Source organism: Massilia sp. BGA-UO-ETr-WB1, assembly GCF_059567845.1.
In genome coordinates, this window is the sequence record NZ_JCAQOT010000023.1 from 127,581 (window position 1) to 143,022 (window position 15,442).

Sequence of the window (15,442 nt, forward strand, 5' to 3'; positions counted from 1 at the left end):
GCAGCCGGGACGGTAGTCGCACAGGGCGGCAACTAGTGCTATAATTGCGCCCGGCGGGCCCCTGCGCATTGCGGCATGGCCAACCTGGTCAGGTCGGGAACGAAGCAGCCACAGCTATTCACCGCAAGTGCCGCAGATCAGGCTCGCCTCTTTAGATTAAAAAGCTGCTTATGCAGCTTTTTTTTCGTCCATCGGATTACTCGCCGTCCACTTCCGCCTCGTAGGGCTGCTCGCTCACCGTCACCATCGGGTTTTCCGCCAGCAGGCTTTTGTCCAGCTTGAGCTTGATCTGATGCTTGGCATCGGTGACGTAGCGTTTCTCACCGTCCTTGGCCTGCACCGAAAGCTGGGCCGGCTTGCGGAACTTGAAGATCACCACTTTCATCGTCGGCGCGAACAGGCTCAGCGAGCCGGCCACCTTGTCGATGGCGGCGTTGGCCTGCGGCACGCTGCCCATCACCGTGGCGTAGCGCCATTGCGGCGCCTCCGGCACCACCGCCGCGATGTCGAAGCCAATACCGGCTTTTTCGCCTTTGGGCTGGTTGGTCCAGATCTTGGCGTCCTCGGCCAGCCATTTCTCGTTGGGCACCAGTACCGTGCGGCCTTGCTCGTCCAGCACCAGCGGCGACTTGCCCTCGGCGTGCACCACCGTCAGCTTCAGGCTGCCGGGCGCGATGGCCTTGTTCTGCGGCACGAAGCGGGTATAGACCTTCAGCTTGTCGCGCTCGGCGGCGGGCAGGCTGTAGAATTTGTCCATCTTGGCCGCATCGACGATTTTCCTGTACGGCGCCCATTCGCGCTCTTCGGCGTGGGCCAGCAGGGGCAGGATGCACAGCAGGGCGAAAGCGAGTTTTTTCATTTTTTCAGTTGTTAAAAGGAAAGCAAGAGTGTAAGCGAAGTGATGTGCATCGTCTAATGTTGACCGCAGCACTGGCTATCTACGGTAAAATCCCTGCCATGTCCTATCAAGTCCTCGCCCGCAAATACCGTCCCCGGAACTTTGAAACGCTCGTCGGCCAAGAGCACGTCGTGCGCGCGCTCACGCACGCGCTGCACAGCGGCCGCCTGCACCACGCTTATTTATTTACCGGCACGCGGGGCGTCGGCAAGACCACGCTGTCGCGCATCCTGGCCAAATCGCTCAATTGCGTCGGCCCGGACGGCAGCGGCGGCATCACCGCCACCCCGTGTGGCGTGTGCGAAGCCTGTACCGCCATCGACGGCGGCCGCTTCGTAGACTATATAGAGATGGACGCTGCGTCCAACCGCGGCGTCGATGAAATGGCGCAACTGCTGGAGCAGGCGGTGTACGCGCCGTCGAATGCGCGCTTCAAGGTCTATATGATCGACGAGGTGCACATGCTGACCAACCACGCCTTCAACTCGATGCTGAAGACGCTGGAGGAACCGCCGGAGCACGTGAAGTTCATCCTGGCGACCACCGATCCGCAAAAAATTCCCGTGACCGTGCTGTCGCGCTGCCTTCAGTTCAACCTGAAGCAGATGCCGCCTGGACACATCATCAGCCACCTGGACAATATTCTGGGCCAGGAGGGCATCACCTTTGAACAGCCGGCGCTGCGTTTGCTCGCCCAGGGCGCGCACGGGTCCATGCGCGACGCGCTATCGCTGACCGACCAGGCCATCGCTTACGCCGCCGGTGAGGTTACGCTGGATGCGGTGCAGGGGATGCTGGGCGCGCTGGATCAGTCTTACCTGATCCGCCTGCTGGACGCGCTCGCTGCGCAGGACGGCGCCGATCTGCTGGCCGTGGCCGATGAGATGGCCACGCGCAGCCTGTCGTACAACGGCGCCTTGCAGGACCTGGGCACCTTGCTGCACCGCATCGCGCTGGCGCAGACAGTGCCGTCGGCGGTGCCGTCGGACTTGCCCGAGTATGCGGACATCGTGCGCCTGGCGGCCGCGTTCGACGCGGAAGAAGTGCAGCTGTATTACCAGATTGCCGTGCATGGCCGCAATGAACTGGGCCTGGCGCCGGATGAATATGCGGGGTTCTCGATGACCCTGTTGCGCATGCTGGCCTTTCGCCCCGGCGTCGGTGGCGCCGAAGGGGTACCGTCGGCCGCGCCAGCGGTAGCGCGCGGTCCGGGCGCGGCCCGCGCCGCAGCCGCTGCGGCGGGGTTGCCTGTGGGTGGCGCGCCGCAGGGTGGGGCGCAGGCGCGCGCTGCTTCGGTGTCGGCTGCCAGCCATTTGTCCGTGCCGCCGCCGTCGGTGGTAGCCGGCGCCGCCGCCATGGCCCGCGCCGATGCAGCCGCTCCAGTTCAGCGTCCTGCGGCACCGGCAGCAATGCCGGCGCCAGCAATGCCCGCACAAGTGCAAGCTCCGGCGCCAGCGGCCGCTAGTCAAGCGCCGGCAGCAGCACCGGCACCAGCACCAGCACCAGCACCAGCACCAGCACCAGCACCAGCACCAGCATTTTCCCCGGCCCCGGCCCCGGCCGCTGCCCAGCCACCGGCGTCCAGTGCTCCGCTCAGCCCTGCGCGTGCCGCGATCCAGGCTGCGCTCGAAGCAGCCCGCGCCGCGTCCGGCCAGAAGCCGGTGAGCAGCCGTCCGGCCCTGACGCCGCCAACTCCTGCCGCCGCCGCGCCAGAAGCCGTGCCGCCCGCTCCTGCGCCAGCTCAAAGCGCCGCGCCGGCGCGCCAGCCGGCGCCTTGGGAGGATGCGCCTGCAGCACCAGCACCAGCGCAAGCCGCGCCCGCCCCGGCACCTCAGAATTCCGCTCCGCAGAAGACCGCGCCATGGGACGATGCGCCCGCCATGCCGGCCTCGCGCGCGCCAGCGTCCGCACCATGGGATGACGCGCCTGCGGCACCCGCGCAACGTTCACAACCAGGCGCGCCGTGGGATGATGGCCGCCCGGCAATGGGTGCCGCCGTGATGGACGCGCCTACGCAGCAGGCAGTGCAGCAGCAGGCAGCACAGCAGCAAGTGCCACAGCCGATGCAGCACAATGCGCCGCAGCGTCAGCCGGCGCCACGCCCGGCCCCCGCTGCGGCTGACGACGACTTGCCGCCCTGGGTCACCGAATTCTCAGATGACAGCGCGATGCCCGCGGCCGGCCAGGCCGACTCGGCGCCGCAGGCGTATGGCCAGCAGAATTACGCGCAGCAAAACAATGGCCAGCCCGACAACGGCCAGCAAGCCCAGCAGCAGCCGACCTTCGCGCCGCGTGCCGCTCCGGCCCCGGCCAAGGCGCCGCACGCCTACGTCATCACGCCGGTTCCCGAGCTGGACTGGGACGGCAACTGGCCCGCGCTGTCGGCCCGGCTGCCGCTGCGCGGCGTGGCCCAGCAGCTTGCCACCCAGGCCGAACTGATCGCCTGCGTGCCGGACGGCGCGCACAGCGCGGTATTTCACGTGCGCGTGCCGATTGAAACCTGGCGCACCCCGCCCAATGTAGAGAAACTGGCTGCGGCGCTGACGGAACGCTTCGGCCGCCCGGTACGCGTGGAGACCGAACTCGGCCCGACCTGGTACACCGCCAGCGCCGAAGCCCAGGCGCACCGCGAAGCGGTGCAGCGCGCCGCCGAGGAGACCGTGGCCAACGACCCGTTTATCCAGAGCATGATCCGCGAGTTCGGCGCCTTCGTGGTGCCGGGTTCCATCGTGCCGCCGCCGGCCCCGCCCGCGCATTAATTTATACTTATTGAATCTGACACGGAGAACATCATCATGATGAAAAACCAACTGGCTGGCCTGATGAAGCAGGCGCAAGCAATGCAGGACAACATGAAAAAAGCCCAGGACGCACTGGGTTTGATCGAAGTCGAAGGCCAGTCCGGCGCCGGCCTGGTCAAGGTCGTGATGACCTGCAAGAACGACGTCAAGCGCGTGTCGATCGACCCGTCTTTGCTGGCCGACGACAAGGACATGCTGGAAGACCTGGTGGCCGCCGCCTTCAACGACGCTGTGCGCAAGGCCGAAGCGACTTCCGCCGAGAAAATGGCGGGCCTGACCTCCGGCATGAACCTGCCGGCCGGCTTCAAGATGCCTTTCTGAGCCAGGCTCATTCAGTCATGTTCATCATCTCGCTCACGTATTTGAAGCCGGCCGAGGAAATCGACGCGCTCCTGGCCGCGCACCGCGAGTACCTGCGCGAGCAGTATGACAACGGCATGTTCCTCATGTCGGGCCGCATGGTGCCGCGCACCGGCGGCATCATCATCGCCACGGCGGACAGCCGCGCCGACATCGAAGCGGTGATCGAACTCGATCCCTTCAACGAGGCCGGCGCCGCCAGCTACACCATCACCGAATTCGTGCCCACCATGACGGCCGATATCCTGAGCGCCTTCAAGCAAGGCTGATTTATGGCGACATCGCTGGAATTCCTCACGGAGGCCTTGCGCCGCCTGCCGGGCGTAGGGCCGAAGTCGGCGCAGCGCATGGCCTACCACTTGCTGCAGCACGACCGCGAAGGCGCGTCCATGTTGTCGCGCGCGCTGTTCCAGGCGGTGGAGGCGGTGCACCACTGCGCGCTGTGCAACACCTTCACCGAAGACGAGATCTGCGGCACCTGCAGCGACGAGCAGCGCGACCGGCGCATGCTGTGCGTGGTGGAGACGCCCGCCGACCAGATGATGATAGAGCAGACCCTGACCTACAAGGGCCTGTACTTCGTGCTGATGGGCCGGCTGTCGCCGCTGGACGGCATCGGTCCCAAGGATATTCATCTGGAAAAGCTGGTCGAGCGCGCCAATGACGGCGTGGTCGGCGAGGTGGTGCTGGCCACCAATTTCACCAACGAAGGCGAAGCCACCGCGCACTACATCAGCGAGATGCTGAAGGCGCGCGGACTGAAGGTGAGCCGGCTGGCGCGCGGCGTGCCGGTCGGCGGCGAGCTTGAATATGTGGACGCGGGCACCATCGCGCGCGCCATGCTCGACAGGCGCGCGACCTAGTGGACAACAAACCGACGCACGGCCCTTTAAAGGGCATCAAAGTTCTCGAACTCGGCACGCTGATCGCCGGGCCTTTCTGCGCGCGCATGCTGGGCGAGTTCGGCGCCGAGGTGATCAAGGTGGAAGCGCCCGGCGACGGCGATCCGATCCGCAAATGGCGGGTGCTGAAGGACGGTACCTCGCTGTGGTGGTCGGTGCAGTCGCGCAACAAGAAAAGCATCACCCTCAACATGAAGGACCCGCGCGGCCGCGCCATTGCGAAACAGCTGGCGCTGGAAGCGGACATCATCATCGAGAACTACCGCCCCGGCGTGCTGGAGAAGTGGGAGCTGGGCTACGAGCAGCTCAAGGCTGTCAAGCCGTCCGTCATCATGGTGCGCCTGTCCGGCTTCGGCCAGACCGGGCCGATGAAGGATTTGCCCGGCTTCGGCGCCATCGGCGAATCGATGGGCGGGCTGCGCTACGTGTCCGGCCACGCGGACCGGCCGCCGGTGCGCGTTGGCGTGTCGATCGGCGACTCGGTGGCCGCGCTGCACGGCGTGATCGGCGCCATGATGGCGCTGCGCCACCGCGACGCCACCGGCGGACGCGACGCGGGCCAGGGCCAGATGGTGGACGTGGCGCTGTACGAGTCGGTGTTCAACCTGATGGAGTCGCTGGTGCCGGAATACGACCATGCCGGCGTGGTGCGCGAGCGCACCGGCGGTTCGCTGCCGGGCATCGTGCCGTCCAACACCTATACCACCAGGGATGGCGAGAACATCGTCATCGCCGGCAACGGCGACGCCATCTTCAAGCGCCTGATGCTGGCCATGGGCCGCATCGACATGGCGGGCGATCCGCAACTGGAGCGCAACGACGGCCGCGTGCAGCGCACGGCGGAGATCGACGGCGCGATCCAGGCATGGTGCGACACGCTGACCATCGATGAGGCGCTGGCCGTGCTGAAGGCGGCCGACGTGCCGGCCGGGAAAATCTACTCGGTGCGCGACATGATGAGCGACCCGCAGTTCCTTGCCCGCAACATGTTCGAGCAACACCATTTCGCCGACGGCACGCCGGTCAAGCTGCCGGCGATCTCGCCCAAACTGTCCGAAACGCCGGGCCACACCAACTGGCTCGGCCCTTCGCTGGGCCAGCACAACGACGAAGTGCTGGGCGCGCTGGGCTACAGCGAAGCCGACATCGCCGCGCTGCGCGGCGACGGCGTGCTCTAAGCGGCGTGGACATTCTTCACATGCCGTACCGGTACGGCACCACGGCGTAGTCCAGCGCCGCCGGGCCGGGCCGGTCGGCCACGTGGTCCCATGCGTGCAGCGTGCTGAGCGTGGCCTCCGAGCGGGTATGCGGGCTCATCAGCTGGAAGCCGCTCTGCGAGCGGCCGGGGCCGATGCGGCCGGGCAAGCCCCGTTCCTGCGGCAGCACCGACCAGCGCACGAAGCTCACCGAATCGGTTTCCATGGTCCAGCCAAGCGGGATGCCGGTCACGGTGATGGGCGCGGCCAGGCTGAGCGCGAAGCCGACGATGTCGAGCCCGCTGCCGGCTTCTTCCTCATTGACCAGTTCGTAGTTCCAGAAGTCGGTGCACACCGCGCTGGCCACGCGCGCGCGCAGCTGGTGCGGCTGGCGCGGCACATCGACGCCGGCCGGCGCCGGCACCTGCACATAGCGCGTCAGCGCCAGCGGAAAACTGATATCGTCGACGATGTAGCTGCCGCGCACCGTCAGCAGGTATTGCGCGCCGGCCAGCATGCCGATGCCGGAAAACACCGCCGTCATGCGCGCCGTGCCGCTGCGCTCGACGTCGCCCAGCACCACCGGGTAGCCGTGCGGCGGTCCCAGCCGGCGGGAGCAGCCCAGTGTGACGTCGTGGCACATCAAACGGCGGATGGCCGAGCCGCCCGCGTTGATGATTTCAGGGGTTACGATCAGCTTGCCGCTGACGCTTTCGATAACAGGCAGCCCCAGCACTACCTGCATTGCGCTTGGCCAGATTGCCATGATGCCCTCCTGAGTATGCTGTACCAGCAGCATATTCAGTGCCAGCCGGGCCCGGTCCCATCAGAATCAAGCACTTGCGGCGGCCCCCGCTTTCAAACCCGGCGCCAGTGTTAAAAAAGGCGACGCTTTACGGCGCGCTATGGGTGGGCGACGTCGGGGCGCGCTGCACCTTGAGCATCTGGGTAATGGATTCCTGCGGCGAGGGGCGGCCCAGGAAATAGCCTTGCGCCAGGTCGCAGCCGTACTGTTCCAGCAGCGTCAATTGCTCGTCGGTCTCCACGCCCTCGGCCACCACGATCATCTTCAGGCCGTGCGCCATGGCGATGATGGCGCGCGTGATGGCGGCGTTTTCCGAATCCTGCGGCAGGCCGATGATGAAGCTCTTGTCGATCTTCAGCGCGCGCACGTCGAAGCGCTTCAGATAGCTCATCGACGAGTAGCCGGTGCCGAAGTCGTCGATCGACAGCAGCACGCCAATGCCGCGCAGCTGCTCCAGCATCACCATGGTGGCGCGCGCGTCGTCCATCAGCGTGCCCTCGGTCAGCTCCAGCTCCAGCAGGCGCGGCTCCAGGCCGGTGTCGCCCAGCGCCGAGAGCACGATCTGGGTCAGGTTCTCGTCCTTGAACTGGCGCGCCGACAGGTTCACCGCCATGCGGATGGCGCGCCGGCAGGTCTGCTGCCAGGCCTTGGCCTGGGTGCAGGCGGTGCGCAGCACCCATTCGCCGATCGGCACGATCAGCCCGGTTTCCTCGGCCAGCGGGATGAAGTCGTTGGGCGGGATCACGCCGTGCTCGGGATGGCGCCAGCGCACCAGCGCCTCGACGCCCACGATCTGCGAACTGGGCACGTCGATCTGCGGCTGGTACAGCAGGTACAGCTCGTTGTTCTGCAGCGCCTTGCGCAAGCCCACTTCCAGCTTCACGTGGCTCATGATCTGCATGGTCAGCGAGGAACTGTAAAGTTTGGCGTTATTCTTGCCGCAGTTCTTGGCGTGGTACATGGCCGTGTCGGCGTACTTGAGCAGCGATTCGCTGTCCTCGCCGTCTTCCGGGTAGAGCGAAATGCCGATGCTGGCGGTGACGAAGATTTCGTTGCCGTCCAGCTGGAAGGGGCGCCGCATGGCGTCCTTCACGCGCTGCGCCACGGCCAGCGCGTCTTCCACCCGGTCCAGGTCGGGGATCAGGATGGTGAATTCGTCGCCGCCCAGGCGCGCCAGGTGGTTGCCGCTCGCCATGTGGCTGACCACGTCGCTCGGGCGGATGGTTTCGCGCAGCCGCTCGGACACCGTTTGCAGCAGCAGGTCGCCCACGTTGTGGCCCAGCGTGTCGTTGATGCGCTTGAAGGAATCCAGGTCCATGAACAGCACGGCGAACTTCTTGCCGGCCTGGCGCGAGTGGGCCAGCTCGCGTTCCAGCAGTTCCAGGAAGGCTTGCCGGTTGGGAATGCCGGTCAGGCTGTCGCAATAGGCCAGGCGGCGGATCTGCTCCTCGGCGCGCTTGCGTTCGCTGATGTCGCGCACCAGGCCCAGCACGTCGCCGGCGCCGGTGCTGACCAGGCGCGCCTCGAAATGGCGCAGCTGCTGGCCCAGCTGCAACTCATAGTCGAAGGAGCGGATCTGCTGTGAGGCCAGCACGGCCCGGGTCTGCTCCAGCAGGTGGCCGGCGATATGCGGCGGCAGCACGTCGCCGACGTGGCGCCCCACGCACTGTTCCAGCGGAAAGGCGCTGCCGGCCTCGTGGCCCTGTTCGTAGTCGAGGTAGACGCCGTCGCGGTCCAGGCGGAAGAAGGTGTCCGGGATGGCGGCCAGCACGGCGCGGTTGTGGGCGTCGGCCACGCGCAGGCGGGCGATGGCGTCGCTGGCGCGCAGCACGTACAGCACGCGGTGGCCGAGGATGGGCCAGTTGATGGGCTTGGACACGAAATCGGTGGCGCCCACCTCGTAGGCCTGGGTCACGGCTTCCAGGTCGTCGCCGCCGGTGACCATGATGATGGGCACGGTGGCCGCCGCCTCCAGCGCTTCCAGCGCCTGCAGCGCGCGGATGGCGCGGCAGACCGCGAAGCCGTCCATGTTGGGCATGTCCACGTCCAGCAGCACCAGGTCGGGCGGCTGGCGCTGGAAGCTGGCAATGGCGGCCGGGCCGTCTTCCGCTTCCACCGCGTCCAGGCCCACCTGGGCCAGCATTTCCAGCATCAGCAACCGCATCACGGGATCGTCGTCGGCGACCAGCACGGTGCCGCGTTTGAGGGAGGGGTGCGCTGCCATGTCATGGTTCCTTCTCTAGGATGGCGCCGAGCGATTGCCGCACTGCGTCGAATTCCCGCTCGATGCCGGAGAGCAGGGGGAGGGCGCCATCTGGAAGGCCGGCGCTGGCCTGGTGTTCAAGTTCCTTGCACAGCGCGGCCAGCACGTCGGCCCCGACGTTGGCGCTGCTCGATTTCAGGCTGTGGGCGGTGCGCCGCACGATTTCCGCCCCGCCGCGGCCGCCGCCCCCGGCCACGTTTGGTATCAGCGCCGCGCGCAGCGCCGCCAGGTGGCGCGGGGTGTCGGCCAGGAAGGCTTGCAGCACGCGCTTGAGCAGCGCGCCGCCCTGGCCGGGCCGCAGCGCGCGGATATTGTCCAGCGCCTGGGCGTTGATGGCCGCCGGGGCCGGCGCGGCGGGCTCGTCGGCCAGCACGAGGGTGCCGAGGTCGTCGTCGTCGGGATAGCCGGCGGCGTCGCGCGCCAGGGTGGCGGCCAGCGGCAGCGCGATCCAGTGCGCCAGCGTGTCGCCCAGGCCTTGCTGCGTGAAGGGCTTGCTCAGGTAGTCGTCCATGCCGGCCGCCAGGCAGGTTTCGCGGTCGCCCGGCATGGCGTTGGCGGTGATGGCCACCACCGGCAGGTGCTGCGAGGCGCCGCGCTGCTGCTCGTGGCGGCGGATTTCGGCGGTGGCCGCCATGCCGTCCATCACCGGCATCTGGCAATCCATCAGCACCAGGTCGAACTGGTTTTCGCGCACCGCGTCCAGCGCTTCGGCGCCGTTGGAGGCCAGGCTGACGTCCAGCCCCAACCCTTGCAGCATGGCCGACGCCACTTCCACGTTGACCGGGTTGTCCTCGGCCAGCAGCACCTTGTTGCGCTGCCGCGCGCGCGGCTTGTCGCCGCCGGCCGGCGTGCGCGGCGCGGCCGGCGCCGGCGGCGGCAGTGCGCCCGGCTGGGGCGGGGCCGCGCGCGGCGGCTGGCGGGCGCTGTCGCCGCCACGCACCGGCGTCACGATGCAGTCGTACAGGTCGCAGGCGCGGGGCGGCTTGATCAGCTGGAAGGCCACGCCCGCTTCGCGCCGCTGGCGCGTGTCGGCCGCGTTGCGCTCGTCGCTCAGCAGCAGCACGCGCACGGCCGGGATGGCCGCGTCGGCCTTGATCTCGGCCGCCAGCATCAGGCCGCTGCCCAGGCGCTGTTCCATGTCCAGCAGCGCCACGTCGTAAGGATGGCCGCGCGCCGCCGCCTCGTGCAGCATGCGCAGCGCCGCCTCCGCGCTGGCGGCGCTGTCGCTGTGCAGTTGCCAGCGCGCCAGCTGGCGCTCCAGCAGCACCCGGCTGTCGCTGTGTTGGTCCACGATCAAGGCCCGCATTCCCAAAGTCATGTCCTGGTCGAACGACGCGTCATCGGCTTCGCGGCGCTTGTCGAACTGTACAGCGAACCAAAAGATCGAACCTTGCGTTAAAGCATGGTCGACGCCGATCGTGCCGCCCATCAGCTCCACCAGTTGTTTCGAGATCGCCAGGCCCAGGCCGGTGCCGCCGTGCTTGCGGGTGGTGGAGCCGTCGGCCTGCGAGAAGGAGTCGAAAATGCGGGCCCGCGCCTCGCGCGAGACGCCGATGCCGGTGTCGTGCACCTCGAAGCGCAGGCCGACCGACTGCGCGTCCTCGCTCGTCACATGCACCTTGACGGTGATCTTGCCGGTCTCGGTGAACTTGATGGCGTTGCCCAGCAGGTTGAACAGCACCTGGCGCAGCCGGTTCGGATCGCCGCAGATGGCCACCGGGATGTCGTTGGCGATGGCGAACTCCAGCAGCACGCGCTTGGCCTGCGCCTGCGGCGAGAACACGTTGTCGATATCGTCCAGCAGCTCGCGGAAATTGAAGTGGATGTATTCCACCGTCAGCTTGCCGGCCTCGATCTTCGAGAAGTCCAGGATGTCGTTGATGATGAACAGCAAATGCTCGCCCGAGCGCTTGACCATGCTGGTGTAGTGGCGCTGCTGCGGGCTGAGCGGCGAGGCCAGCAGCAGTTCGGTCATGCCCAGCACGCCGTTCATCGGCGTGCGGATCTCGTGGCTCATGGTGGCCAGGAAATTGCTCTTTGCCTGGCTGGCGGCCTCGGCCGCGTTCTTGGCCTTTTCCAGCTGCTCGGTGCGCACGCCCACCTGGCGCTCGAGCTGGTCGCGGTACTGTGCCAGCTTGGCGTCGCGGCTGGCGATCTGCACCAGCATGTCGTTGAAGCTGTCGATCAGCGCGCCCAGCTCGTCGCTGCGCGCGTGCAGCACCGGCGCGCCCGGCTGGCCGTCGGCGGTCTGGCGCGCGGCCGCGATCAGGCTGCCGATCGGCTCGGCGATGTTGTCGCGGAAGCGGCGCGCCAGCAGCAGCGCCGTGAAGAACGACAGCAGCGCCGCCGCCGCGCCCCCCAGCAGGTTTTGCAGCACGTCCAGCCACATGCGCGGCAGGGCCGCTTCCACCATCACCGCGCCCACCTGGTCGTGCTGGAAATGCACGCCGCGGAACTGGCGCAGGCCGGGAGCCCACGGCGGGCCGCTCAGTTCGTACGCGCCCGCCTTGCCCAGCTCGGCCAGCGCGCGCGGCGCCAGGTCCTTGGGCGGCGGGAGCTGGTCCTGGCGCGGGCTGATGCGCGACAGCAGCTTGCCGTCGCGGTCGAACAACGCCACCTGGCGGATATCGTCGCGGCCCTCGAAGCCGGCCAGGGCCAGCACCTGGTCTCCTTGCGATGGATCAACATAGAGCAGCGCGATCTCGCTGCTGGCGGCCAGGCCGCCGGCCAAGGCGAACAGCTGGCGCCGTTCATGCTCCAGCTGGCTCATCACGTGCGTGGTGGCAAACACAGCGAACGCCAGCAAGAGCGCGCCGCCGGTCGACAAGGCGCTGATCAAGGTGAGTTTCCGGCTCAGGCCGGAGCGTTCGAAGCTGAACATATGCCTATCCTGGCCATTTCCGTTAGGAAAAATATAACTGCCAGGAATTCCGACACCTTGATATGCATCTAATGTTGCGCGGGTTGCGCGGGCTTATCTCCGCGAACCAGGCCTTGTCACCTGAAATCCTCTGCCGCCAGGCCGTATTTCTGCAGCTTGTGGTACAGGGTCTGCTTCGGCAAGCCCAGCGCGGCGCAGGCTTCGGCCACGTTGCCGCCGGCGGCGCGCAGCGCCTGCTCGATCAGCATGCGCTCGAACGCGCTCACCTGGTCCGCCAGCGGCGCCGGCGGCGCGGCCTCGGCGCAGGCCGACAGGCCCAGCACGAAGCGGTCCGCCGCGTTGCGCAGCTCGCGCACATTGCCGGGCCAGTCCTGCGCCATCAGCTGCTGCATCTGGGCCGCCGGCACCACCGGGCAGGGGCGCTTGTAGCGCGCCGCCGCATCCAGCATGAAGTGTTCGAACAGCAGCGGGATATCCTCGCGGCGCTCGCGCAGCGGCGGAATGTGCAGCACGATCAGGTTCAGCCGGTAGTACAGGTCGCTGCGGAACTTGCCCTGGTCCGAGTAGTCCTTCAAGTCTTCCTTCGACGCGGCGATCACGCGCACGTCCAGCGGCACCGGCGTGTTCGAGCCCAGGCGCTGGATGTAGCGTTCCTGCAGCACGCGCAGCAGCTTCACCTGCATGGCCAGCGGCAGGCTCTCTATTTCGTCCAGGAATAGCGTGCCCTGCGCGGCGTGCTCGATCTTGCCGATCTGGCGCTTGGCCGCGCCGGTGAACGCGCCTTGCTCGTGGCCGAACAGCTCGCTCTCGAAGATGGTTTCCGGTATCGCGCCGCAATTGACCGGCACGTAGTGGTGCTTGCCGCGCTCGCTGAACTGGTGCAGGCAGCGCGCCACCAGCTCCTTGCCGGTGCCGGTTTCGCCGTAGATCAGCACGTCCGCCGGCTGGCTGGCCACGTCCAGTATCACCCGCCGCAGGGCCTGCATGGCGGGCGCGTTGCCCAGCAGGTAGGCGTCGATGCCGGCGCTGTGCTCCAGGCGCTGGCGCAGCGCGCGCACTTCCAGCTGCAGGCGGCGCTTGTCGGCCGCGCGCCGTACCACCTCGGCCAGCTGCTCGGACGAGTAGGGCTTTTCGATGAAGTCGTAGGCGCCGTCGTGCATGGCTTGCACCGCCATCGCGATGTCGCCGTGGCCGGTGACCAGGATCACCGGCAGATCGGCGTCGATGGCGCGCGCCGCCGCCAGCAGCTCCAGCCCGCTCATGCCGGGCAGGCGCACGTCGCTCACCAGCACCGCCGCGCTGTGCGGCTGCAGCAGCTTGGCCACCGGCTCGGCGCTTTCGTGGCTGTGCACGATAAAGCCGGCCAGGTCCAGCGCCTGCGCGCTGCCGGCGCGCACGGTGGGGTCGTCTTCGACCAGGATCACCTGGATCGAGTTCATCATGTCGTCCATCACGTCTCCTGTGCCGCTTTGAGTTCGATGACGAAGCAGGCGCCGGCACTGGCCTGTTCCGCGTGCAAGCTGCCGCCGAAATCGCGGATGATTTGTTCTGAAATGGCCAGGCCCAGGCCCAGCCCTTCGCCTTGCGGCTTGGAGGTGTAGAACGGCTCGAACAGCCGCGTGCGCGCCTCCTCGCTCAGGCCGGGGCCGCTGTCCGACACGCGGATGAACACGCGCTCCGGCGTGCTGTTCACGTCCAGCCGCAGCAGGCGCACCGGGCAGCCGGCCATCGAGTCGAGCGCATTGGTCATCAGGTTCAGCAGCACCTGTTCCAGGCGGTTGCTGTCGCACAGCGCGTAGATGTCGGCCTGGTCGATGTGCAGCTGGAAGCTCACCTTGTCCAGCTGCAGGCGGCGCTCCACCAGCACCAGCGCGTTGGAAATCGAGGTGTGGATGGACACCGCCGCCAGCTCGGCGTTGGACTTGCGGGCGAAGCTCTTCAGCTTGCCGGTGATGGTGCCCATGCGCGCGACCACCTGGGAAATGGTTTTCAGGTTGTTGCGCACGTCGTCCATGCGGCCGCGCTCGAACAGCAGCACGGCGTTGTCGGACATGGTGCGCAGCGCCGTCAGCGGCTGGTTCAGCTCGTGCGTGATGCTGGCCGACATCTGGCCCAGCACCGCCATCTTGCCGGCCTGGAACAGCTCGTTCTGCGTGATGTGCAGCTGCTGTTCCGCCTGGCGCCGCACCTCCACTTCCTTGCTCAGGTCCTGCGTCATGCGCGCCAGGCTGGCGGTGCGCTCGTCCACCATGCGTTCCAGGTTGCCGTACGCGTGCTGCATGTCCTCCTTGGACTGCACCCGCTGGCGCCAGTACAGGAACAGCAGCACCAGGAAGCCGTAGGCCAGCAGCGCGAACAGGAAGGCCACGCGGGCGTTGCTGCGCGCCGCGCTCAGGTCGGACAGGTAGATGAAGGTCCAGTCGCGCGGCGCCAGCGAGCGGGTTTGCGCCAGCATGCGCGGCGGCGCGGCAGCCAGGCCGTTGTTGCTGTCGCGGATGGCCAGCAGGCGGGTGCCGTTGCGCAGCGGCTCGTCGTGCGCCAGCGTGAGCACGGGCAGCGCCTGCTCATGGTACTGGCGCGTCTGCTCCAGCTCGGCGCGCACGCTGGCCGGCAGCGGCCGCAGCGTCTTGAATTTCCAGGCCGAGGCCGAGCTGAGGAAGAGCACGCCGTTCGGGTCCACCAGCGCCACCTTGTCGGCGCCCTGGGCCCAGCTCAGCTGCTGGCTCTCGATGCTGACCTTGATGGCGGCCACGCCCAGCATGCGGCCGTCCTTGTAGATGCCGTGCGCGTAGAAGTAGCCCGGCTCCAGGCTGGTGGTGCCCACGCCGTAGAAGCCGCCCGGGTGGCCGCGCAGCGCATTGCGGATGTAGGGGCGGAAGTTGACGTCGTCGCCGACGAAGCTGTCCTTGCTGCGCCAATTGCTGGCCGCCTGCGTGCGGCCCTGCAGGTTGACGATGTAGATGTTGCTGGAGCCGGCCTTGCGGTTCAGGCCTTCCAGGTATTCGTTGACGCTGTTGCGCAAGTCTTCGTCGCCCGGTTTTTCCAGCAGGGCGACCACGTCCTTCTCCAGCTCCAGCATGCGCGGCACCAGGTCGTATTTGTCGAGCAGGTTTTCCAGGCTGGTGGCGTACACCTCCAGCCGCTGCGCGCCCGCAGCGCGCAGGCGCTCCGTGGTCACCAGGTTCACCCACCAGTAGGCAAGATAGGGCAGGGCCAGGCCGGCCAGCAGCACCAGCCCCCACACGGTGCGGACGTGATGGGGCCGGCGCATGTGCGCCTGGGCGGTAACGGTGGTGTCGGACAGGGCTGGCATCAGGCGCAACTATAACAAACCTG

The 15,442-nt window shown here is 67.4% G+C and carries 11 protein-coding genes and 1 other RNA gene; 6 read left to right on the forward strand and 6 right to left on the reverse strand.

The window, feature by feature from the left end; genetic code table 11:
• Nucleotides 1–52 precede the first annotated feature (52 nt).
• Nucleotides 53–151: signal recognition particle sRNA small type (gene ffs / locus AC56DV_RS09055), an RNA gene on the forward strand.
• A gap of 45 nt (nucleotides 152–196) precedes the next feature.
• Here the strand turns inward: ffs and AC56DV_RS09060 are convergent.
• A complete protein-coding gene (locus AC56DV_RS09060) occupies nucleotides 197–859 on the reverse strand; it encodes a hypothetical protein (protein ID WP_496313972.1) in 663 nt (220 codons plus the stop codon).
• A gap of 98 nt (nucleotides 860–957) precedes the next feature.
• Here AC56DV_RS09060 and dnaX point away from each other — a divergent pair, with 98 nt between their 5' ends.
• The 5 genes from dnaX to AC56DV_RS09085 are packed head-to-tail and all read left to right on the forward strand — an operon-like array spanning nucleotide 958 to nucleotide 6,139.
• The gene (gene dnaX / locus AC56DV_RS09065; protein ID WP_496313973.1) at nucleotides 958–3,657 is read left to right on the forward strand and encodes a DNA polymerase III subunit gamma/tau; all 2,700 of its coding nucleotides are present in this window, start codon (nucleotides 958–960) and stop codon (nucleotides 3,655–3,657) included.
• A 36-nt stretch (nucleotides 3,658–3,693) separates the two neighbouring features.
• The gene (locus tag AC56DV_RS09070; protein WP_496313974.1) at nucleotides 3,694–4,020 is read left to right on the forward strand and encodes a YbaB/EbfC family nucleoid-associated protein; all 327 of its coding nucleotides are present in this window, start codon (nucleotides 3,694–3,696) and stop codon (nucleotides 4,018–4,020) included.
• Nucleotides 4,021–4,037: 17 nt separating this feature from the next.
• Complete coding sequence (locus AC56DV_RS09075) at nucleotides 4,038–4,328, forward strand: YciI family protein (RefSeq protein WP_056397381.1); 291 nt, start codon at nucleotides 4,038–4,040, stop codon at nucleotides 4,326–4,328.
• Nucleotides 4,329–4,331: 3 nt separating this feature from the next.
• Nucleotides 4,332–4,922, forward strand: coding sequence for a recombination mediator RecR (recR, locus tag AC56DV_RS09080; protein WP_496313975.1), 591 nt, complete (start codon nucleotides 4,332–4,334; stop codon nucleotides 4,920–4,922).
• Nucleotides 4,922–6,139, forward strand: a complete 1,218-nt coding sequence (locus AC56DV_RS09085; RefSeq protein WP_496313976.1) for a CaiB/BaiF CoA transferase family protein — start codon at nucleotides 4,922–4,924, stop codon at nucleotides 6,137–6,139. Before recR ends, AC56DV_RS09085 begins: the two co-directional genes overlap by 1 nt.
• Before the next feature lie 16 nt (nucleotides 6,140–6,155).
• Here the strand turns inward: AC56DV_RS09085 and AC56DV_RS09090 are convergent, their stop codons facing one another.
• From AC56DV_RS09090 to AC56DV_RS09110, 5 genes are all read right to left on the reverse strand, one after another.
• A complete protein-coding gene (locus AC56DV_RS09090) occupies nucleotides 6,156–6,923 on the reverse strand; it encodes a hypothetical protein (protein WP_496313977.1) in 768 nt (255 codons plus the stop codon).
• A 127-nt stretch (nucleotides 6,924–7,050) separates the two neighbouring features.
• Nucleotides 7,051–9,186: a putative bifunctional diguanylate cyclase/phosphodiesterase gene (locus AC56DV_RS09095; RefSeq protein ID WP_496313978.1), complete on the reverse strand. Its 2,136-nt coding sequence runs from the start codon at nucleotides 9,184–9,186 to the stop codon at nucleotides 7,051–7,053.
• Nucleotide 9,187: 1 nt separating this feature from the next.
• Nucleotides 9,188–12,106 carry a hybrid sensor histidine kinase/response regulator gene (locus tag AC56DV_RS09100; RefSeq protein ID WP_496313979.1) on the reverse strand — a complete coding sequence of 973 codons (2,919 nt, stop codon included), beginning with the start codon at nucleotides 12,104–12,106 and terminating at the stop codon, nucleotides 9,188–9,190.
• Nucleotides 12,107–12,222: 116 nt separating this feature from the next.
• Nucleotides 12,223–13,548 carry a sigma-54-dependent transcriptional regulator gene (locus tag AC56DV_RS09105; protein WP_496314708.1) on the reverse strand — a complete coding sequence of 442 codons (1,326 nt, stop codon included), beginning with the start codon at nucleotides 13,546–13,548 and terminating at the stop codon, nucleotides 12,223–12,225.
• An 8-nt stretch (nucleotides 13,549–13,556) separates the two neighbouring features.
• The gene (locus AC56DV_RS09110; protein WP_496313980.1) at nucleotides 13,557–15,419 is read right to left on the reverse strand and encodes a sensor histidine kinase; all 1,863 of its coding nucleotides are present in this window, start codon (nucleotides 15,417–15,419) and stop codon (nucleotides 13,557–13,559) included.
• Nucleotides 15,420–15,442: the final 23 nt, after the last annotated feature.

What these genes read in the sequence shown, in the direction of transcription:
- AC56DV_RS09110 (WP_496313980.1), bottom strand. Translation starts at nt 15,419, where the DNA reads ATGCCAGCCCTGTCCGACACCACCGTTACCGCCCAGGCGCACATGCGC.
- AC56DV_RS09095 (WP_496313978.1), bottom strand. Translation starts at nt 9,186, where the DNA reads ATGGCAGCGCACCCCTCCCTCAAACGCGGCACCGTGCTGGTCGCCGAC.
- AC56DV_RS09070 (WP_496313974.1), top strand. Translation starts at nt 3,694, where the DNA reads ATGATGAAAAACCAACTGGCTGGCCTGATGAAGCAGGCGCAAGCAATG.
- recR (WP_496313975.1), top strand. Translation starts at nt 4,332, where the DNA reads ATGGCGACATCGCTGGAATTCCTCACGGAGGCCTTGCGCCGCCTGCCG.
- dnaX (WP_496313973.1), top strand. Translation starts at nt 958, where the DNA reads ATGTCCTATCAAGTCCTCGCCCGCAAATACCGTCCCCGGAACTTTGAA.
- AC56DV_RS09090 (WP_496313977.1), bottom strand. Translation starts at nt 6,923, where the DNA reads ATGGCAATCTGGCCAAGCGCAATGCAGGTAGTGCTGGGGCTGCCTGTT.
- AC56DV_RS09105 (WP_496314708.1), bottom strand. Translation starts at nt 13,548, where the DNA reads ATGATGAACTCGATCCAGGTGATCCTGGTCGAAGACGACCCCACCGTG.
- AC56DV_RS09100 (WP_496313979.1), bottom strand. Translation starts at nt 12,106, where the DNA reads ATGTTCAGCTTCGAACGCTCCGGCCTGAGCCGGAAACTCACCTTGATC.
- AC56DV_RS09075 (WP_056397381.1), top strand. Translation starts at nt 4,038, where the DNA reads ATGTTCATCATCTCGCTCACGTATTTGAAGCCGGCCGAGGAAATCGAC.
- AC56DV_RS09060 (WP_496313972.1), bottom strand. Translation starts at nt 859, where the DNA reads ATGAAAAAACTCGCTTTCGCCCTGCTGTGCATCCTGCCCCTGCTGGCC.